Genomic DNA, 19,724 nt, shown 5'->3' on the forward strand with positions numbered 1-19,724 from the left:
CGTCACCCTCCGAACGAGATCGGGGACCGGAATCCCCACAGGACGATGGTGGCGACCATGTCGAGTGCGATGATCGCGACCAGACTGGCCCGGATGGCGCGACCGGATCCCACGCCCACTCCTTCGGGCCCGCCGGTCGCGAAATATCCCTGATAGCAATGGATCAGCACGATCGCGATGGCGAAGATCACGACCTTGAGGGTTGCCGCGATCACGTCCCAGCCGACCACGAACTGATCGAAGTAGTGGTTGTAGGTGCCCGACGGGGTGCCGTGCACACTGGTCACCACCAGCGCGCAGGAGAAGTAGGAGAGCACCAGCGCGACCACGAATGCCGGTGCGACAGCGACGATTCCGGCGATGACTCGGGTCGTCACCACGAACGGCACGGATCGGATCCCCAGCGATTCGAGCGCGTCGATCTCCTCGGAGATGCGCATGGAACCGATCTCGGCGGTCATCCGGCAGCCGGCCTGGGAGGCGAACCCGACTCCCGCGGCGATCGGCGCCAGCTCCCGGGTGACGCCGAAGGCGGAGATCAGCCCGGTGAGCTGGCCCAGCGACAGCAGATTCAGCGCGCTGAACGCTTCGATGCCGATCGAGGCGCCCATGGCGCCGCCCAGCAACAGCATCAGCGGCACCACCCCGCCGCCGACGATGATCGAGCCACGCCCCCAGGTCATGTCGGTGATCGTCTCGACGGTCTGGCGGCGGTAGTGGATCAGCGTGTACGGCACCGAGGACAGGACCTGCCAGCAAAAGCCGAGGACGAATCCGATCGATTCGATCGGTGCCAGCGGTTGCGCCCGTTCCAGGCGCCAACGCAGCGCCATCACGCGATCCGCAACGGGACGAACATCGTGACCACCTGGGTGATCGCGGTATTGAGCACCGCGACCGCGGCCACCGACATGACGACCGCGGCATTGACGCCGTCGGCGACGCCGCGCGGTCCGCCCTTGGCCTCCAGCCCGCGCTGGCAGGCGATGACGACCACAATGAAGCCGAAGATCATGGACTTGACCAGGGAGACCCAGACGTCGATCGGGGCGGCGAACGCGCCGAAGGAGTCCCAGTAGCTGCCCGGTGTGACACCGAGCGCGGTGACCGCGACGGTGAATCCGGAGACGACGCCGATGAAGATGATCGCGATATTGAGCAGCGGCGCGACCAGCATCATGGCCGCGATGCGCGGAACGACCAGGCGCTGTACGGGATCCACGCCCATCACGCGCATGGCGTCGACTTCTTCGCGGATGGTCCGGGCGCCGAGGTCGGCGGCGATGGCCGCGGCACCGGCGCCGCCGAGGAGCATGGCGGTGGCCATCGGGGCGCCCTGTTTGATGACGCCCATGCCGCCGGCCGCGCCGATCATCGAGTCGGCACCGAGCTGGGACACGATATTGCCGACCTGCGCGGAGACGATGACCCCGAAGGGAATCGCCATCAGCACGCTCGGCAGTGCGGTGACCCGGATCAGGAACCAGGCCTGGGTGAGTGTCTCGTGCACCTGGAAGCGCAGGCCGACCGCGTCGCGTACACCGAGCACCACGGCCTCGGTCCCCATCCGCAGCGCGCGGCCCAGCGTGGCCGTACTGGACAGTACGGTGCCGGCGAAGTTCTGCCTGAGCGCTTGCGTCGCAGTCGATTTCACTGTCAGCGGCGGGCCCGCGCCCTCTGTTTCGTCCGAATCCACGGTAGCCTCCCCATTGATACCGAAGGGGACGCTACATGACGTGGACCACATTCCGGACATAAATCTGGAACTCTGTCCAGTGAGTTACCGGTCGTTACGGCAAGCGGTCTACCCCGCCGGGTACGAGTGCGGATCGGTAGTGAACTCGGCGACGCCGTAGGTGGTCAGCCGCTTGCGGATCACGCGAGTGGCGTAGCGGTCGGCCACTCCCCGCAGCGCCGGGCGGGTGGCCGCGACACTCATCAGCAGGAACCGGCCGAGCACGAACGGCGCGGTGATCGCGATCCGCAGCGCGTCGCCGGCGCCGAAGGGCGCGCCCATGCGGGCGGCCGCACTCCGACTGCCGCCGCAGAAGCCGAGGAAGAACACCCGGCTCCAACTGCGTTCGACGGCATCGGCGGCGCGGTCGAACCACGACCGCTCCGGCCGCAGGTACGCGGCCATGGTGGAGCGCACCAGTTCGCCGCAGGTGGCGTCGTCGGCTGCCCGACCCCGAATACACGGCCCGGATCCTGCACGCGTCGGGGCGCGAACTACTGCAACTGCGCCTCACCGATCCCGAGCACGCCACCACCGAGCGGATCCTCGCCCTGATCCAGCACCTGCGCCGCACCATGCTGACCACGGAAAAGCCGGTGGCCTGACCTGATTCGCGGCTATCCGCGCTGCGCGAGCCGAACCGCGACCCCTGCGACGAGGTCGTAGGGCACCGGCCGGTCCAGCGGGAACTTCAGTGTGCCGCGGCCGGACCGATAGGGCGCGACCGCCGCCTCGAACTCCGCGTCCCCCTCCGGCACCGGATACACGCTGAGATGGTCCTTCCAGCCGGCGAAGAACACCACATTGCGGCCGTCGAGCCGGAACACCGGAATCTTGTAGCTGATCGCCTCGGTCGCCGCCGGGATCGCCCGGTGGATGACCTCGCGGATCTCGGTGAGCCGATCCCGCACGGCCGGTGGGAAACCGGCGATGTAGGCGTCGACGGTCGCGGGTTCCTCGGCCATGGATCCTCCTGCTGTCGGGCGCGGGCGGAGCGGGGACCAGTCTAGGACCGACCCGGCACGAATCAGCGCTGCCGGGGGTGCCGCACCCTGAACCGGGCTGCGGATCACTGAACGGCGATGTCGTACAACGCGTTCGCGAGCACGGCGTCACCCTGGACCGAGGGATGGAACGGCAGGCCGGACGCGTCGGCGCGCGGGTCCACCACCCCGTTGAGCCACGGCCGATCCGAGCACAGGCCGTGGCCGGCGGTCAGGGCGCGCGCGTCCAGGAACTCGACGCCGAGCAGGCCCGCCGCTTCGCGCTGGGCGCGGTCGACGGCGTCGAAGTACTCGAGTGCCGCGCCGGCCCGGGACTGCACGATCGGCGCGACACCGAACAGGTTCAGGCACACGGTATTCGATCCGGGCGCGGCGATCTCGGGGTAGCCCACGAACACGATGCGGGCATTCGGCGCGTAGTACCGGATGTAGTCGACCACGTTCCGGATCCGGTCGGCGTAGGCCGGACCGGTGACGGCTCGGTGGTCGGGAATGCGGCCCTGATCGACGGCGTCCTCGGCGCAGCCGTCGACCACGTTCAGGACACACTGGCCGATGGCCTTCCACATGGTCTGCCGCGTGCCACCCCAGGTGTCGTTCATCCCGAATTGCAGTGTGACCAATCGGGTTCCGGGGCCGAAGGCGCCGTCCTGCGCGGCGTCGCGGGCCTCGAGCGCGGCGGTGTATCCCGGGCCGGTGTCCACCGAGGCGCCCGCGCAGGCGTGGTTCGCGGTGTCCGCGGCGGTCAGGCCCATGCGGTCGCGCAGCTGGACCGGCCAGGAGGTGTCGCTCTGGACGCAGTGCGCGGTACCGAAGATCTCGCCCTGCACCCAGTCGTAGGCATTGGCGGAATAGGAGTCGCCGAGTGCCACCAGCGCGGCGCCGTCCGTGGCGGGATCCGCGGTCGCGGTGCCGGCGGCCACCACCCCCGCGGCCAGGCAGACCGCGACCGTCGGCCCGGTGATCCGGTGTGCCCAGCTCTTCATCGAACTTCCCATCCAGCAGCATGTTTCGCGTGTCCGTAGGAAGATAGGCGACACGGCGCCGCTCCGACAGCCCCCGTTTCCGGGGGCACCGCTCAGCCGCGGCTGAACACTCGGGTGCGGGTGCTCGAGTAGCCGTACCCCAGCACGGCGGCCAGATACAGCACCAGCGCGAGCACCGGCACCAGCAGGCCGATCGCCGCGATGGCGTCGAAGGCCACGAATCCGATGATCGCCTGCATGGCCTCGCGGCGCGCGTACTCGGCGTCGAACCCGGGCTCGAGCAGGTCGGGGTTGCGGCGCAGCGCGACCCACATGACGAACCAGGTCGCCGCCTGCAGGGCGCCGATCACGCCGTAGAAGGCGGTGGCCACGCGCGCGTTCCAGCCGCCGTCCTCGAGGTGGTGGGCCAGCACCGCGGTCGGGAACGGTAGGAACGCGACGGCCAGGAGCAGCAGCAGGTTGCCGGTGTGCAGCAGTCCGTCCATTCGTCGGATGCGGCCGAAGAAGCGGTGGTGGCACAGCCAGAGCACGCCGATGGTGAGGAACGAGCCGGCGTAGGCGAGGTAACTCGGCCACAGCGCCACGAGCTGGTGGAACAGGTCGCCGGTCCCGGTGTCGGGCAGGCGGATCTCGAGCACGAGCAGGGTGATGGCGATGGCCATGACACCGTCGCTGAAGGTTTCCACGCGGGTGGTGTCGGCCGGCCGCGCCTCGAGGTCGGCGGTGACGGAGTCCGGATACTGCATGGGTGCATTATCCGGTGCCCGCTGGCATTGCACCGGGGACCGCACGGCCCGCCTCGCGAGCGCAAACGTGGTACTAAATGCGCGAGCAAGGCGAACTCTGCCTTTCTCCGGACATGTGACCGCCACTGCGCTAACTTGGACGAGCGACCAAGACAGCGGGTGAGTCGGCACCGCGGCAGCACACGAGGAACACAAGGTGATCGAACCCATCGGCGCGACAGCTGCCACCACTGCCCCGCTACCACCCGTCTCCCGCCGTTGGATCAGCGGATTCGCCCTGGCGTGGCTCGGTATCTGGCTGGCCCAGCTCACCCCGTTCCAGCTGCTGGTCCCACTGCAGGTGAACCACCTGCTCGGCATCGGCGACACCGCCGACGAGAGCACCTGGCAGCGCTCGGTCGTCGACTTCGGGCTGGTATCGGGGGTGTCGGCGATCTGCGCACTGATCGCTTTCCCCGTCGCGGGCGCCCTCAGCGACCGGACCACCGGCCGCTTCGGACGCCGGCGCCCGTGGACAGTCGCCGGCAGTGCCCTGTTCGCCGTGGCACTGCTGGCACTGGGCGTGCAGCACACCTTCGCCGGCATCACCGTCTGCTGGAGCCTGGCCATCATCGGGTTCTGCGTGGTGTCGGCGGCGGTGACCGCCATGATCAGCGACCAGGTGCCGCACGAGCAGCGCGGTGTGGTGTCCAGCTGGATCTCCACCCCGCAGGCGCTGGGCATCATCACCGGTGTGGCCGTGGTCAGCGTGGCGGGACTCGGGATCGTCGCCGGCTACGTCTTCCTGGCGATAGCGCTGCTGGTGCTGGTGACCCCGCTGGTGCTCACCCGCGGCGACACCCCGGTCACGGTCGCGCCGCGCAGCACCGAGAGCGTCCTGGACCTGTTGCGGCACCGGGACTTCCGCTGGACCCTGTCGGGCCGCGTGCTGGTCAACATCGGCAACGCGCTGGGCACCTCGCTGCTGCTGTTCTTCCTCCAGTTCGGCCTGCGCGCGAGCGACCCCGACACCGCACTGCTGCTGATGACGGCCATCTACATGGCGGGCGTGATCATTGCGTCGCCGCTGGCGGGGTGGCTGTCGGACAGGATCGGCCGGCGCAAGCCGTTCATCCTGGGTTCCGGTCTGCTGCAGGCGCTCTCGGCCGTCCTGCTGACCACCATGGTCAACCTGCCGGCGGCCTACGTGGCGGCGGCGCTGATGGGCGCCGGCTTCGGCTGCTTCATGGCCATCGACCAGGCCGTGGCCACCGAGGTGCTCCCCGACGCCGAGCACAACGGCAAAGACCTGGGCGTGATGAATATCGCGATGGCGGTTCCCCAGGCCCTCGCACCGCTGATCGGCGCCGGAATCGTCCATGCCAGCGGTGGTTTCGGCGCCCTGTTCGTCGTGGCCGGACTCTTCGCGCTCGGCGGCGGCGTGGTCATCCTGCAGGTCCGCGGCGTGCGCTGACCGCCGCCTCGCCCCTGTATACCCTCTGGGGGTAGGGTGGACGCCGTCGCACCCGACGACCGGACAGGAGGGCCCGTGCGAGACAGCATGCCGTTGCGCCTGCGCGCCCGCCTGGTCCTGGTGCTGGCCGTCGTGTTCGGCGCGCTGGCGATGCACGGCCTGACCAGCGGCTGCGCCGGCGGCGCGACGACGGCGGCGCACACCATGGGCGCGACCACGATCCAGGCCGCGGCGATGCCCATGCACAGCGTCGAACCGGCGGTCTCGGCCGCCCGGGTCGCAGAACACGCGACCGTGAGCACGCTCGCGCGGTCCGCGCACCGCGCCGCGCACGAGATCTGCGTCCCGAACCTGCCGCCGCGCGACGCGGGCCTGCTGCTGCTGGCGGCGCTGATCACCCTGTTCGCGCTGCCGATGGCATTCCGCATCCCGGGCCGGGTGGCGATACCCGGCTATCGCGGCCCGCCACCCCGCGGTGGTGCGCGAACACTCATCGATCTCTGCGTGTCGCGGAGGTGATCGAACCGGCCGTGCCGCTCCCGTCTCCGGGACCGGCGCGGTGCCGAGCCGAACCCACCTCCACCCTCGAGCGCGCCCCGAGTCGCGCTCGGAAAGGCACACCGACATGTTCCGCACCCGAACCCTGGTTTTCGCCGCCGTCGCCACCACTGCCGCAATCCTGTTGGCGGCCTGCGGTTCCGACCACTCCGAGATGCCCGGCATGAGCTCGCCGACCTCCGCGTTGCACGCGTCCGGCATGCCCGGCATGGATATGCCCACCGGCAACGGCCTTTCGGCCACGTCCGCGGGCTTCACCTTCGTTCCCGCCGCGACCACCGCGAATGCCGGTGCGCCGGTGGACTTCCGGTTCACCATCACCGGCCCCGACGGCAAACCGGTCACCGCTTTCCAGCCGGACCAGACCCAGCTGATGCACTTCTACCTGATCCGCGACGACCTGAGCGGGTTCCAGCACGTGCACGGCACCATGGCCGCCGACGGCACCTGGACCGCGCCACTGGCCGCCTTGCAGCCGGGCAGCTACCGCACCTACGCCTCCTTCATCACCACGGACGCGGCCGGAAAGGCCGTTCCGCTGGTGCTGAGCGCGCCGGTCACGGTTGCCGGCGACGCCACCCCGGTCACCCTGCCCGAGCCGGCCACCACCACCGAGGTGGAGGGCTACACCGTCACCCTCGACACCGCGCAGCTGATGTCGGGCATGAGTCATCCGCTGACGGTGACGATCAGCCGCGACGGCAAGCCGGTCACCGACCTGCAGCCTTACCTCGACACCTACGCTCACCTCACCGCGTTCCGCCGCGACGACCTCGCGTTCGCGCACCTGCACCCCGGCGACGCGGTGAACGGTGACCACGGCGGGCCGACCCTGAAGTTCGAGGCCGAACTGCCGCAGCCGGGTCAGTGGCGGCTGTTCCTGCAGTTCCGGACCGGCGGTGTGCTGCACACCGCCGCGATCACGGTGGCGGCGAGCTGATCTCGCGCGTGGTGCCGGGCGCGTCCCGGCACCACGCCCACCGAACCTGTTCGGGGCGAAGCGGTGTCAGCTCGGGACGGAGGTGACCGCGACGGCGGTTTCGTGCAGGCTGCCCAGGATCAGCGTGCCGTCGTGTTCCACGACGCCGGTGACCGCCGCGTAGTCGGTGCCCGGCCGTTGCAGGTCGTGCACGATCGTCCCGTCCGGGTCGACGCCGAGCACCCAGGCGGTCCGCTCGGGTGCGGGCATCAAGCGATCTGGTATGTGCCACAACAGTTTCCGCAGTACGCCCGGTAGCGGCAACAGGGTGTCGAGCAGCCGGTCCCGGGGCGCGAACAGCGTCACCCAGATCAGCCCGTCGCTGCCCAGCGCGATGTTGTCGGGGAAACCGGGCAGGTTGTCGCGCACGATCTCGTGGGTCCCGGCGCCCGGACCGTGCAGGCGGTAGCGGCTGAGCCGGTAGGCGGCGGTCTCGGCGAAGATCAGCGACTGCCGGTCGGGCGTGAACGCGACCCCGTTGGCGAACTGCAGGCCTTCGACGAGGATGTCGACGGTCCCGTCGGGTGTGCGGCGCAGCAGCCGGCCGGTACCGGAGTGCTCGATCACGTCGCCCAGGTACCGGTCCAGCGGCCAGCGCCGCGAGGAGGTCGTGAAGTAGATCGTCCCGTCGTCGTCGGCGACGACGTTGCTGGCGAAGTTCAGGGCCTGCCCGTCGACGCTGCCGACCAGCACCTCGACCGAGTCACCCGTCCCGTCCCAGCGCAGCAGCCCGCGGTACGCGTCGCAGATCAGCAGCGAACCGTCTTGTCCCGCATGCAGACCCAGTGGCCGGCCCCCGGTGCCGAGTACCCGTTCGACGGTCCCGGCGAGGTGGTCGATCCGCAGGATGTCGCCGTTCTCGATGCCCGCGTAGACGAACCCGTCGGCGCCCAAAACCACGTCCTCGGGGCCGGCGGCGGGCAACTCGATCCGCCGGATCGGTGGCAGCGGTGGCACGCTGGCCTTCTGCCGGGCGCGCGCGGGGGCGGCCGGCGGTTGCCAGCGCACGGGTTCCATCCGAGAGCCGAGTTCGGCGGTGTCGGTCACGACATAAAGTATGGATCGCCGCTCGCGCGCGCAGATCCGGTTCCGCAGCCGGACCCCCACCGCGGTGGATTCCCACCGGCCGATCTCACCGCCCGGTAGCCGCCCGCAGTGATATCCCGCAGGTCTCTAATCTGGACATACCGACGAAACCCCACGACCGCGAGGATCCAAAGTTGACAACCGAGCAACTCGACCGCTGGAACGCTCAAGAAGCCGCTGCGGAAGCAATGATCCCGATCATCGGCACGCTGTACCGCGACAAGGGTGTGACGATCCTGCTGCACAGCCGCTCGCTGGTCAACAAGTCGGTCATCTCGATCCTGCGCACCCACCGGTTCGCGCGGCAGATCGAGGGCGACGAGCTGTCGGTCGACGAGACCCTGCCCTTCCTGCGGGCGCTCAGCGAACTGGATCTGGGCCCGTGCAAGGTCGACCTGGGCCGGCTGGTCATGGCGTACACCGCCGACGAGCGCGGGCTGTCGGTGCGCGACTTCACCGCCGCCGTACTGGCCGATGTGATCGGCACGCAGGCGGCGCCCCAGGGTCCGCGTGATGTGGTGCTCTACGGGTTCGGCCGGATCGGCCGGCTGGTCACCCGCCTGCTGATCGAGAAGGTCGGCTCGGGGAACGGCTTGAACCTGCGGGCCGTGGTGGTCCGGCGGGGCAGCGCGGACGACCTGGTCAAGCGCGCGTCGCTGCTGCGCCGCGACTCGGTGCACGGCCACTTCAACGGCACCATCAAGGTCGACACCGAGAACGACACGATCACCGCCAACGGCAACGTGATCAAGTTCATCTACAGCAACGACCCGGCCTCGATCGACTACACCGAGTACGGGATCGACGACGCGATCCTGATCGACAACACCGGCAAGTGGCGCGACCGCACCGGCCTGGAACAGCACCTGCGGCCGGGCATCGCCAAGGTCGTGCTCACCGCCCCCGGCAAAGGCGACGTGCCGAACATCGTGCACGGTGTCAACCACCGCGCGCAGGACCTGACGCAACGGATCTTCTCCTGTGCCTCCTGCACCACCAACGCCATCGTCCCGCCGCTGAAGGCGATGGACGACGAGTACGGCATCGTGCGCGGTCACGTCGAAACGGTGCACTCGTTCACCAACGACCAGAACCTGCTGGACAACTTCCATTCCGCGGACCGGCGCGGCCGGTCGGCGCCGTTCAACCTGGTGCTCACCGAGACCGGTGCGGCGTCGGCGGTGGCGAAGGCGATGCCGGACTTCAAGGCCAAGATCACCGGGAACTCGATCCGGGTCCCCACCCCGGACGTGTCGGTGGCGATCCTGAACCTGCAGCTGGAGCGACCGGCCACCAAGTCCGAGGTGCTGGCGTATCTGCGTGAGGTCTCGCTGTCGGGCCCGTTGAGCCGCAATCTGGACTACACGGCCGCCACCGACGTGGTGTCCAGCGACTTCATCGGTTCGCGCGCGGCGTCGATCATCGACGCCAATGCCACCATCGTCGACGGCGACACCGCGATCCTCTACGTCTGGTACGACAACGAATTCGGCTATTCGTGCCAGGTGGTGCGGACGGTGCAGTACATCTCGGGGATCGAGTACCCGACCTACCCGCAGCTCTCCGCGGCGGACGCGGCGCTGGTGCCGGCCGGCGGCGACGCGCGGTAACCGGCCCGGTCAGATGGTGTCGACGATGGCGAAGTCGACACCATCGGCCGTGGCCATCGCCATGGACTGCCGGGGGCGCCGGCCCACGAACTCGACCGTGCCGCGGGGGCTGGTGAAGCCGATGCCCTCGGCGGTGGGCGGCAGGTCGGTGAGACTGCCGTGCTTGCCGATCATCGCCGAGAGTAGTTGCAGCCCTTCGTAACACGACACCGCCCAGCGGGTGGGCAGCGGCGCGAAGCTGCCGTGCAGTTCGGCGTAGCGGCGGCGGAAGTCCGCGCTGTCGGCGCCTGGGCTGGTGCGGAAATACGAACCGGCACTGAGCAAGCCGCGGGTATTGGCGACGCCGGAGGCGAGCAGGACGGTCTCCTCCATCAGCGGCGCGAACCGCAGCATGGTGGTGTGCAGGCCGATGCGGCCGAAGCACCGGTTGAAGGCCACCGCGTCCTGTCCCAGCAGCACCAGCAGCACCGCGTCGGCTCCGGAGGTGGCGGCCGCGGTGACGGTCTCCTCGGTGACCGTGCCGTAGTCGACGAGCGTGCTACCGCGCAGCTCGAGTCCGAGCTCGCCCATGTAGCGCTGCACCGCGGGCATGACGCCGCGCGGCCAGCCGAAGTTCGAGCCGACGAAATGCCAGCTCCGCACCCCGGCGTTCTCGTGCATCCACTGCAGGCCGGGGCGCAACTGCCGGTCGGGGGTCGCGCCGACGCAGTAGACGCCCGGGCGGCCGCGGGCGCCCTCGCATACGGCGGTGAAGACGTAGGGCAGCCGGCCGGCGACGACCGGGGCGATGGCCTTGCGCACCTCGGTGACGTGCGGCCCGACTACCGCGTCGATCATTCCGGCGTCGAGCAGCTCGCGTACCGCGGCGGCCACCACGGCCGGCTCGGCGCCGCCGTCGACCAGCTCGATATCGGCCATCCGGCCGAGGACGCCGCCGTCGGCGTTGAGGTCGTGGACGGCCAGTTCGGCGACGGCCTGGCAGGACGGCCCGTAGAACCCGCCCGGACCGCTCATCGGTGCGACGAGCGCGACCCGCCACAGGTCGCTGCGCGCAGCGAGCAGGGTGGCACCGGTCCCGACCGACATGTATCGACTCCGTCACTGCCGGCATCTCGTCAGCGGGGGTCAGGTCCGTCCTGCCCTCGGATGGCGGCACTAACGACAGTAAACAAACCGGTCACTCGCTCAAGGAGTTTTGAGCAACGATTCAGTTACCGTCACAATCGGCCGGTAAACATATCTGTGATACTTACCTCGACATCGAGTAGCCGTGGCTCACGACACAGCCGACATCCCACGACGACCGTCACCGCAGGTCGGGCGAGAAACCGGCGCAGCCGAAGGCCGGCACAAGATCGCCTACCGGACGCACACAGTGCCGGTGGCATTCACCATGATCAGCAGCATCTCCGGCGAATACACCCATCGGTACGGCACATTCGAGACCTATTCTCGGCCACCCACCTATTTCCCACCCGCATCGCGACCTGGAAACTGCCCGGCAGTGCAACAATTTCGCGTACCGCCTTCCTGCGACCGCCTTCCTGCGACCGCAGGAATGACCCACACCGGAATGACCACGAATATGAACAGCGCGTTCGTCTCACATCCGAGCGCCCGTGACCACGGCACGGACGCCGACCCCAAGGGCCGCATCCCACAGTGGATGCTCGCCTCCTGGACGCCGCGGCCACAGAACCGGGCACTCAGACCATTACATGCCTCCCGACCTGGCATTTGTCAAGTACCTGGCCGTCCCCCACGCACCACGCGGTGCAGCAGGGGACGCCCGGATTCCACCCCGTCCGGGCAGATCGAAACCGGACGTCCCGTTTTTTGCAGTCGGACAAAACCGACCGATACGGAACGGCGGCGACTACCCAGTTCCGGTTACCGCGAAACCCATTGGCGGGCCGACAATGATCCCCAACTGGGATCCGCAATTACCGGCCCGACCGGCTCGAATGCCGATCTGCGCACATCACGAGTACGGCACGATCCGATTCTTCGCCGCCAACGCAGCCCATACCGGGCATAATTAGCGCCGCGGTACAGACGAGTGACAACAGCACGTGCCAACCATTGAGTGCTTTCCGTTATGTCCCAGGAGAGGGAACATGTACGAACAGTTCTCGGCGCAAATTGGTTCATTCGATCTATCCGATCCCGTGCGCGACAGTCTGCGCATCGCAATGGTCGTCCCACCGTATTTCGATATTCCGCCCAAGGCGTACGGCGGCGTCGAAGCCGTGGTCGCGGACGTGGTCGACGCACTGGTCGAACGCGGTCACCGCGTGACCCTGCTAGGTGCCGGCGAACCGGGTACGAAGGCACGGTTCGTCCCACTCTGGGACGAGATCCAGGCCGAACGGCTCGGTGATCCGTTCCCGGAGGTGGTGCACGCGTTGAAGGTTCGCCGGGCCTTGGAAAATCTCATCGCCACCGAGGGGCTCGACCTGGTCCACGACCACACCTTCGCCGGCCCGGTCAACGCGCCGTTCTACCGGCAGCTGGGCCTGCCCACCGTGGTGACGGTGCACGGACCGGTCGACGGCGACTGCGAGGTCTACTACCGCGAGCTGCACCAGGACACATCCCTGGTGGCGATCAGCGACCGGCAGCGCGAACTCGCCGCGGACCTCAATTGGGCCGGGCGGGTACACAATTCGCTGCGCGTCGCGGATTGGCCGTTCCAGCCCGTCAAGCAGGATTACGCCCTGTTCCTGGGCCGGTTCACCGAGACCAAGGCACCGCACCTGGCGCTGGAGGCCGCGCACACCGTGGGCATTCCGTTGATCCTGGCCGGAAAATGCGCAGAACCCCCGGAAAAGGCGTATTTCGAGAAAGCCGTGCGCCCGAGGCTCACCGAGCGGGACCATGTTTTCGGCATGGCCGACGCGGTGGCGAAGCGACTCCTGCTGTCGGAGGCCAGGTGCCTGCTGTTCCCGGTCCGGTGGGAGGAACCGTTCGGCATGGTGATGATCGAGGCGATGGTGTGCGGGACCCCGGTCGTGGCACTGCGCGGCGGCGCGGTGTCCGAGGTGATCGTCGACGGGGTGACCGGCCGGATCTGTGACGATCCGAGCGAACTGCCGACGGCGATCGAGGAGGTGCGCGGCTACGACCCGGCTGCCTGCCGGGCGCACGTGCTCGAGCACTTCGACGCCGCCGCGGCCGGCCGCGGCTACGAAGAGGTCTACCGCGACGTGTTGCGGGCCCACCGGGAACACACGGTGCCGCCGGCCACGGTGGAGATCACGGTGCCCGACAGCCTGGACCTGCCCGCCGCCGCGCGCGTCATGGCCGGAGACCGGTCTTGACGATCCCGTCCGCGCTCAACGCCGGGGAACCCGCCGCACTCGGCGGGCCCGGCGGCATGGTCACACTGGTGGACGGCAGCACCTTCTGCCTGTGTGACCATGCCGGCGACGTCGAGCCCGGTACCCCGCAGGGCCTGTTCTTCCGCGACGCCCGGGTGCTGTCGCGCTGGGAACTGCGGGTCGACGGGCAACGACCGGAACCGCTGTCGGTGCTGAGCCCGGAGGCCTTCACCGCGCAGTTCGTGCTGCGCCGGCCACCGCGCGCCGGCGCCGCCGACAGCACCGTGCTGATCGTGCGGGACCGCCTGGTCGCCGACGGCATCAAGGAAACGATCACGCTGGAGAACCTGGGCCGCGAAGCCACCGCGGTGGCATTGGAACTGCAGGTCGACGCCGACTTCGTCGACCTGTTCGCGGTCAAGGAGGGCCGGGCCGGCTCCGGCCGGGCCGAGGTCCTGGTCAACGGCAACGAACTGCTGCTCAACGACCGATCCGACCGGGCCCGCGGCATGGCGGTGTCGTCGTCGGAGAGCGCGACGGCGCTTCCGGGCAAACTGTCCTGGCGGGTGGTGGTACCGCCCGGCGGGCGCTGGCAGACCGAGGTCCTGGCCCAGCCGACCGTGGCCAATCAGCGGGTGCAGCTCCCGCTGCGGCGCGGCGAGAACTACGAATGCAGCGAGCCGGGCATCAAGATCCGGTCCTGGCGCGACACCACCACCAAGCTCACCACCGGCAACCCGATCCTGCGTAGCATCCTGCAGCGCACCGAGAGCGACCTGGGCGCCCTGCTCATCCGCGACCAGGGCCGCGACGGCCGCGCGTTCGTGGCGGCGGGCGCGCCCTGGTTCATGACCCTGTTCGGGCGCGACAGCCTGCTCACCGCGTGGATGGCGCTGCCGCTGGACACCGGCCTGGCCCTGGGCACGCTGCAGCAGCTGGCCGAGATGCAGGGCCAGCGGGTGGATCCGCTCACCGAGGAGGAACCCGGGCGGATCATGCACGAGATCCGGCGCGGCCCTTCCGGCGGCCTGGCCCTGGGCGGCGAGACCTACTACGGAACCGTCGACGCCACACCGCTGTTCGTCATGTTGTTGGAGCAGGCGCGGCGCTGGGGCGCGGACACCACCGTGGTGCGGGCGTTGCTGCCGGCGGCGGACGCGGCGCTGGACTGGATCATCCACTTCGGCGACCGCGACGACGACGGGTTCGTGGAGTACCAGCGGGCCACCGACCGCGGCCTGATCAACCAGGGCTGGAAGGACAGTTTCGACGGAATCAACGACGCCGCGGGCACATTGGGGCAGGGTCCGATCGCGCTCTGCGAGGTGCAGGGGTACGCGTACGCGGCACTGCGGGCGCGCGCGGAACTGGCCGCGGAGTTCGGCGACGACGACCGCGCGGAACGGTTGCGCGACCACGCCGCCGAACTGAAGACCAAGTTCAACGAGGCCTTCTGGCTGCCCGAGCGGGGCTGGTACGCGGTCGCGCTCGACGGACACAAGCGGCCGTTGGACGCCCTGACCAGCAATGTGGGGCAATGCCTGTGGACCGGGATCGTGCCCGACGAGCAGGCGGAGCAGCTGATCGAGCGGATGGCCTCGCCCGAGATGGATTCCGGATTCGGTTTGCGCACACTGGCAACCAGCATGGGCGCCTTCAATCCGATGAGCTACCACAATGGTTCGATCTGGCCGCACGACACCGCGCTCGCGGTCGCCGGATTGCTGCGCTACCACCACATTCCGGGTGCCATCGAGCTGGCGACCAGTCTGGCGAGCGGATTGCTCGACGCCGCAGCGGCTTTCGGCGGCCGACTGCCGGAGTTGTTCTGCGGCTTCCCCCGGACCCGGTTCCGCACGCCGGTCCCCTACCCCACCTCGTGCTCGCCGCAGGCCTGGGCCAGTGCCGCACCGCTGCTGCTGGTCCGCTCGTTCCTGGGGCTGGAACCCGACGTGCCGCGCCGCACGCTGACCGTGCTGCCGCACGTGCCCGCCCAGTGGGGGCGGGTCGCGCTGACCGATATGCGGCTCGGCGGCAGCGTTTTCGACCTGGCCGTCGAGGAGGACCGGGTGGTGGCCAAGAACCTCCCCGACGACTGGCAGCTGATCACGCCGTGAGCGCCGGCTCGATCAGGGTTCGCGAGGGCCCTGATCGAGCCGGAACGGCGGGTAGTCGTCGCGCAGCAGGCCCGCGTAGACGTGTACCCGCACGATCCAGCGGTTCAAGCCCATCGCGAAGTCGAACAGGCCACGCGGGTAGACCGCGGTGAACAGCAACGCGACGCCGGCGACGATCGACAGGGCGCCGAGCAGCGACAGGCCACCGGCCGAATGCCCGTCCGACCCCATGCGGGCGGCCGTGGACAGCACCGCGCCGACGATCAGGTAGTGCGGGATGGCCAGCAGCCACCACTTCACCAGCACCAGACCGCGACTGAGCTGTTCGGGATAGTCGACCTCGAGGTCGGCCGGATAGCCCGGGTCGGAGTTCAGGCTGAACGGCGGATACCGGTCGGTGCCCAGCGGACTCAGCGCGTAGAACGCGACGCGCCAGCCCCACCGCATGACCCCGACCGAGTAGTCGAACAGCGGGCGCGGGTAGCGGCCGGTGAACAGGATCGCGAAGAACGCCACGACGGTGGCGAGCACCCAGCCGATGCCGAGCACGATCAGCACCACGAAATGTGGTATCGCCAGTAGCCATTTCACCAGCCACTGCCAGCGGGACAGGTTCGGGTCGAGGTCGCCCCGGACTCGAACGGGTGAGCTCGGTGCGGGTTCGGGGACGGACGGCTGTGGCTCCATGGTCCGGCACTCCTTCGTCACGGGCGCCGTGGTGCGGCGCATCGCATCAGGAGTTCCATTGTCCCGCGCGGAGAGTCCGTGGGGCCCGGGTGCGGGGGTCACCGAAGGGGCACGAAATGGGCAACTTTCGCCATGTCGGGCCCGGGGCCCGGCGGGCCCGTGCCGCTCAGCTGAGCGGCACGCCGAACAGGGTCAGCGGATTCGGGAAATACGCGGTGCCGGAGATGCCGACACCGGACATGGTGGCGGGCAGCAAGGGGTTGAGCTTGCCGATGTTCGACACCAGGACAGCGCCGAGGGCGCCCGAACCGACTGCGACGGAACCCCCGCCGAGCACGGCCGCGACCTGGCCCACGATCGAGTTGTCGGCCGGGGCGGGAGCTGCCGGGGCGGGCTGCGGGTTGTCGGCCGGGGCGGGCGCGGGGGCGGAAGCGGCGACCTCCGGCGAGTCCGCCGGCTGCGGGGTGGCCTGGATCAGGCCGGGGTCGGGAGCCGGGTCGCTCTGCGGTTCAGTGCTGACCCCGGGCTGCACCGGGCTCTCCTCGACACCGTGAACCGGCGCCGCCTGCGCGGTTCCGGCGCTCAGCATCGCGATCGTGACCGCGACCGGGAGTGCGCCCATGGCGGCGAGCCGGCCGGCGATGACGGTAGTGTGACGGCGACTGGTCACCGAATCGTCCCCCTCTTCAGGTATTTCTCGAATCGTCGGTCACCTTACCGCCAATGTCGGCGATCCCGGCACCGACAGCGGGGCCGATCGACCGGAATCTGTGCGTGAATGCCACCGGCACAACACATTTCAGCGCGCCGAGCAGCGCGCGCCGGAGCCGGATGCACGGTCGCCGAGCAGCCCGGATGTCCGGATTACCCAGCGGGATCGGCACACTCGCCAGGCCCGAACCCAGATCCGTTGCGGCGGTAAGGTTCGCAGCTGCGCCGGTGACACCATCTATCACCCCCTAGAAGAGTTGTGACACAGATCACAATCTGATACCGTCTGACCACGCAGTGCTGAAAAGACTTTTCAACTACTTGGGGCACTCTTTACACTCATCCCGGCTCTCGCACTTCCGGCCCCGCAGCACCGCGGGCGGCCGCCCGCCGGGCAGCCGCCGCAGCTCCGCCCGCCCTCGATGCCAGTACATGTTCGACCGATGAACCGCGCCGCGAAACCGGCGCGGCGAAGGAGAATAATGTCGACCGACACCGAACCGGCCCGACGGACGTCGCTCCCCGGTCTTCCCGCCCTCGACCTGCGTGCTGTGCGCCGGCACGACCTACCCGCGTCCATCGTGGTGTTCCTGGTGGCGCTACCCCTGTCCATCGGCGTCGCGGTGGCCTCCGGCGCCCCGATCGCGGCCGGGCTGCTCGCCGCGGTGGTCGGCGGCCTGGTCGCCGGCGCCCTCGGTGGCTCCGGGCTCCAGGTCAGCGGCCCCACCGCCAGCCTCACCGTGGTGGTCATCCAGAGCATCCAGCAATTCGGCTGGGCCACCACCTGTTTCATCACCATCGGCGCCGGCGCGCTGCAGATCCTGTTCGGGCTCAGTCGGATCGCACGCGCAGCACTCGCCATCGCACCGGTCGTGGTGCACGCCATGCTCGCCGGGATCGGCGTCGTCATCGCCCTGCAGCAACTGCATGTGCTGCTCGGCGGGCGGTCGCTGAGCTCGTCGTGGCAGTCGATCGTGCAGCTGCCGCATCAGCTCGGCTCGGTCCACCCCGGCGACGCCTTCGTCGGCTGCGCGGTGATCGCGATCCTGCTCGGCTGGCGCTACCTGCCGCCGGCGCTGCGGCGGATCCCGGCGCCGCTGGCCGCGGTCGTCACGGCGACCGGACTGTCCATGGCGGTGCCGACCAGTGTCGAACGGATCACGTTGTCCGGCTCGCTGTTCCAGGACATGGCGCTGCCCGCCCTGCCCCGCGGCGGCTGGGGCACGGTGGCCCTGACCATGATCACGATCGCCCTCATCGCCAGCATCGAGACCCTGCTGTCGGCCGTCGCGGTCGACCGATTGCGGCCCGGCACCCGGACCGACTTCGACCGCGAACTGCTCGGGCACGGCGTGGCCAACGTGGTCAGCGGCCTGATCGGCGGCCTGCCGATCGCCGCGGTCATCGTGCGCAGCGTCACCAACGTCAAGGCCGGCGCCCGGACCCGGGCGTCGTCGATGCTGTCCGGGTTGTGGGTGCTGATCTTCGCGGTGGCGCTGGTGGATGTCGTACACCGCATCCCGGTCGCCGCGCTGGCCGGGCTCCTCATCGTGATCGGCCTCGGCCTGGTGAAACTCGCGCACATCAAGCTCGCGCACCGCACCGGCGACCTCGTCGTCTACACGGCGACGGTGCTGGTGGTGGTATTCGTCAACCTGCTGGCCGGAATGCTGACCGGGCTGGCGCTGGCCTTCGCCATGCTGCTGTGGCGGGTGGTCCGGGTGCACATCACCGCAGCCCAGGCCGGCGACCGCTGGGTGGTCACCGTCGACGGCACCTGCACCTTCCTGGCGCTGCCCCGGCTGACCTCGGTCCTGAACCGGGTACCGGCCGGCGCCGAGGTCACCCTCGAGCTGGCGGTCGACTTCGTCGACCACGCCGCCTCCGACGCGCTCGCCGATTGGGCAGCCCGCCACGAAAATACCGGCGGCAGTGTCGAATTCGTCGAGGTGGGGACCGCCCGCATCGCCGACCTGGCCAGTGCGGGTCCGCCCGCCCGCGGCCACGCGCGCCGCATGCTCGACGAGGCGCTCGGGCCGTGGCGCCGCGCCGCGCACACCGACCCGGTCGTCGCCGGTGTGCGGGCCTACCACCGCGGGCACGCGCACATCGTGCGGCCGCACCTGGGCCTGCTGCGCGAGAGCCAGGCGCCGGACGCCCTGTTCCTCACCTGCTCCGATTCCCGGATCGTGCCGAACGTCATCACCTCCAGCGGACCGGGCGACCTGTTCACCGTGCGCAATATCGGCAATCTCGTCCCCGCCGACGGGAACGACTCCTCGGTGGAGGCGGCGATCGTCTACGCACTCGACAAGCTGACCGTGCGCTCGGTGGTGGTGTGCGGTCACTCCGGCTGCGGCGCCATGGGCGCACTGCACCACGGGCGGCCGGACGGTTCGGGTCTCGACGACTGGCTCGCGCACGGGCGGCCCAGCCTGGACCGGTACCGGAGCGGGCATCCGGTCGCGGTGGCCGCGGCCGCCGCCGGATTCGGCCCGGTCGACCAGCTCGGCATGGTGAATGTGGCTGTGCAACTGGAGATCCTGGGCCGACACCCCCTGGTGCGGCAGGCGGTGCAGGACCGCGGGCTGGTGCTGTCGGGACTGTTCTTCGACATCCACACCGCCCGGGTCCTCGAGATCACGGCCACCGGTGTCGCCGAGATCGGCGACGCGGCAGGGCGGTTGGACGCCGCGCAGATCGACGTGCTCACCGCCTGATCCGTCCGGGCC

Annotated in this window: 17 protein-coding genes; 7 read left to right on the plus strand and 10 right to left on the minus strand. The window is 69.4% G+C overall.

Annotated features, from left to right (window positions below; translation table 11 throughout):
• Positions 1–2: 2 nt before the first annotated feature.
• From EBN03_RS22640 to EBN03_RS34285, 6 genes are all read right to left on the minus strand, one after another.
• Positions 3–833 (minus strand): ABC transporter permease, encoded by an 831-nt coding sequence (locus tag EBN03_RS22640; protein ID WP_122190119.1) that lies wholly within the window; start codon positions 831–833, stop codon positions 3–5.
• Entirely contained in the window at positions 833–1,756 is a 924-nt protein-coding gene (locus EBN03_RS22645) for an MlaE family ABC transporter permease (RefSeq protein WP_407671216.1), read from the minus strand. Before EBN03_RS22645 ends, EBN03_RS22640 begins: the two co-directional genes overlap by 1 nt.
• Positions 1,757–1,804: 48 nt before the next feature.
• Positions 1,805–2,152: a hypothetical protein gene (locus tag EBN03_RS22650; RefSeq protein WP_147471674.1), complete on the minus strand. Its 348-nt coding sequence runs from the start codon at positions 2,150–2,152 to the stop codon at positions 1,805–1,807.
• A gap of 200 nt (positions 2,153–2,352) precedes the next feature.
• Positions 2,353–2,700 (minus strand): iron chaperone, encoded by a 348-nt coding sequence (locus EBN03_RS22660; protein WP_122190121.1) that lies wholly within the window; start codon positions 2,698–2,700, stop codon positions 2,353–2,355.
• Positions 2,701–2,804: 104 nt separating this feature from the next.
• Positions 2,805–3,737, minus strand: a complete 933-nt coding sequence (locus tag EBN03_RS22665; protein WP_122190122.1) for an SGNH/GDSL hydrolase family protein — start codon at positions 3,735–3,737, stop codon at positions 2,805–2,807.
• Between the two features lie 80 nt (positions 3,738–3,817).
• The gene (locus tag EBN03_RS34285; RefSeq protein ID WP_158675712.1) at positions 3,818–4,471 is read right to left on the minus strand and encodes a TMEM175 family protein; all 654 of its coding nucleotides are present in this window, start codon (positions 4,469–4,471) and stop codon (positions 3,818–3,820) included.
• A gap of 196 nt (positions 4,472–4,667) precedes the next feature.
• On the opposite strand from EBN03_RS34285, the gene EBN03_RS22675 reads away from it, so the two are divergent.
• The 3 genes from EBN03_RS22675 to EBN03_RS22685 all read left to right on the plus strand — a co-directional run bounded on the left by EBN03_RS22675 (position 4,668) and on the right by EBN03_RS22685 (position 7,422).
• Positions 4,668–5,924, plus strand: a complete 1,257-nt coding sequence (locus EBN03_RS22675; protein WP_233608550.1) for an MFS transporter — start codon at positions 4,668–4,670, stop codon at positions 5,922–5,924.
• A 75-nt stretch (positions 5,925–5,999) separates the two neighbouring features.
• Positions 6,000–6,443, plus strand: a complete 444-nt coding sequence (locus EBN03_RS22680) for a hypothetical protein (protein ID WP_147471675.1) — start codon at positions 6,000–6,002, stop codon at positions 6,441–6,443.
• A 106-nt stretch (positions 6,444–6,549) separates the two neighbouring features.
• Complete coding sequence (locus EBN03_RS22685) at positions 6,550–7,422, plus strand: hypothetical protein (RefSeq protein WP_199742926.1); 873 nt, start codon at positions 6,550–6,552, stop codon at positions 7,420–7,422.
• Positions 7,423–7,488: 66 nt separating this feature from the next.
• Here the strand turns inward: EBN03_RS22685 and EBN03_RS22690 are convergent, their stop codons facing one another.
• Positions 7,489–8,508 carry an SMP-30/gluconolactonase/LRE family protein gene (locus EBN03_RS22690; RefSeq protein WP_233608551.1) on the minus strand — a complete coding sequence of 340 codons (1,020 nt, stop codon included), beginning with the start codon at positions 8,506–8,508 and terminating at the stop codon, positions 7,489–7,491.
• A 227-nt stretch (positions 8,509–8,735) separates the two neighbouring features.
• Between EBN03_RS22690 and EBN03_RS22695 the strand changes: the two genes are divergently transcribed.
• Positions 8,736–10,157: a glyceraldehyde-3-phosphate dehydrogenase gene (locus tag EBN03_RS22695; protein ID WP_407671220.1), complete on the plus strand. Its 1,422-nt coding sequence runs from the start codon at positions 8,736–8,738 to the stop codon at positions 10,155–10,157.
• Positions 10,158–10,166: 9 nt separating this feature from the next.
• Here the strand turns inward: EBN03_RS22695 and EBN03_RS22700 are convergent, their stop codons facing one another.
• Positions 10,167–11,243, minus strand: a complete 1,077-nt coding sequence (locus tag EBN03_RS22700) for a substrate-binding domain-containing protein (RefSeq protein WP_122190125.1) — start codon at positions 11,241–11,243, stop codon at positions 10,167–10,169.
• A gap of 1,106 nt (positions 11,244–12,349) precedes the next feature.
• Between EBN03_RS22700 and EBN03_RS22705 the strand changes: the two genes are divergently transcribed.
• Positions 12,350–13,477 (plus strand): glycosyltransferase family 4 protein, encoded by a 1,128-nt coding sequence (locus EBN03_RS22705; RefSeq protein ID WP_122190276.1) that lies wholly within the window; start codon positions 12,350–12,352, stop codon positions 13,475–13,477.
• Positions 13,474–15,594, plus strand: a complete 2,121-nt coding sequence (locus EBN03_RS22710) for an amylo-alpha-1,6-glucosidase (RefSeq protein WP_199742927.1) — start codon at positions 13,474–13,476, stop codon at positions 15,592–15,594. Before EBN03_RS22705 ends, EBN03_RS22710 begins: the two co-directional genes overlap by 4 nt.
• Positions 15,595–15,606: 12 nt before the next feature.
• On the opposite strand, the gene EBN03_RS22715 is transcribed toward EBN03_RS22710, so the two are convergent.
• Both EBN03_RS22715 and EBN03_RS22720 read right to left on the minus strand, forming a co-directional pair.
• Complete coding sequence (locus EBN03_RS22715) at positions 15,607–16,281, minus strand: DUF4389 domain-containing protein (protein WP_122190126.1); 675 nt, start codon at positions 16,279–16,281, stop codon at positions 15,607–15,609.
• 166 nt (positions 16,282–16,447) lie between these two features.
• The gene (locus EBN03_RS22720; protein ID WP_122190127.1) at positions 16,448–16,951 is read right to left on the minus strand and encodes a hypothetical protein; all 504 of its coding nucleotides are present in this window, start codon (positions 16,949–16,951) and stop codon (positions 16,448–16,450) included.
• Between the two features lie 523 nt (positions 16,952–17,474).
• Between EBN03_RS22720 and EBN03_RS22730 the strand changes: the two genes are divergently transcribed.
• Positions 17,475–19,712, plus strand: a complete 2,238-nt coding sequence (locus EBN03_RS22730) for a SulP family inorganic anion transporter (RefSeq protein ID WP_122190129.1) — start codon at positions 17,475–17,477, stop codon at positions 19,710–19,712.
• Positions 19,713–19,724: the final 12 nt, after the last annotated feature.

Source organism: Nocardia stercoris, assembly GCF_003696265.1.
GTDB lineage: Bacteria > Actinomycetota > Actinomycetes > Mycobacteriales > Mycobacteriaceae > Nocardia > Nocardia stercoris.

Coding starts and splice junctions, on each gene's coding strand:
- EBN03_RS22640 (WP_122190119.1), bottom strand. CDS start 833: ATGGCGCTGCGTTGGCGCCTGGAACGGGCGCAACCGCTGGCACCGATC.
- EBN03_RS22645 (WP_407671216.1), bottom strand. CDS start 1,756: ATGTCCGGAATGTGGTCCACGTCATGTAGCGTCCCCTTCGGTATCAAT.
- EBN03_RS22660 (WP_122190121.1), bottom strand. CDS start 2,700: ATGGCCGAGGAACCCGCGACCGTCGACGCCTACATCGCCGGTTTCCCA.
- EBN03_RS22665 (WP_122190122.1), bottom strand. CDS start 3,737: ATGGGAAGTTCGATGAAGAGCTGGGCACACCGGATCACCGGGCCGACG.
- EBN03_RS34285 (WP_158675712.1), bottom strand. CDS start 4,471: ATGCAGTATCCGGACTCCGTCACCGCCGACCTCGAGGCGCGGCCGGCC.
- EBN03_RS22685 (WP_199742926.1), top strand. CDS start 6,550: ATGTTCCGCACCCGAACCCTGGTTTTCGCCGCCGTCGCCACCACTGCC.
- EBN03_RS22695 (WP_407671220.1), top strand. CDS start 8,736: ATGATCCCGATCATCGGCACGCTGTACCGCGACAAGGGTGTGACGATC.
- EBN03_RS22700 (WP_122190125.1), bottom strand. CDS start 11,243: ATGTCGGTCGGGACCGGTGCCACCCTGCTCGCTGCGCGCAGCGACCTG.
- EBN03_RS22705 (WP_122190276.1), top strand. CDS start 12,350: ATGGTCGTCCCACCGTATTTCGATATTCCGCCCAAGGCGTACGGCGGC.
- EBN03_RS22715 (WP_122190126.1), bottom strand. CDS start 16,281: ATGGAGCCACAGCCGTCCGTCCCCGAACCCGCACCGAGCTCACCCGTT.
- EBN03_RS22730 (WP_122190129.1), top strand. CDS start 17,475: ATGTCGACCGACACCGAACCGGCCCGACGGACGTCGCTCCCCGGTCTT.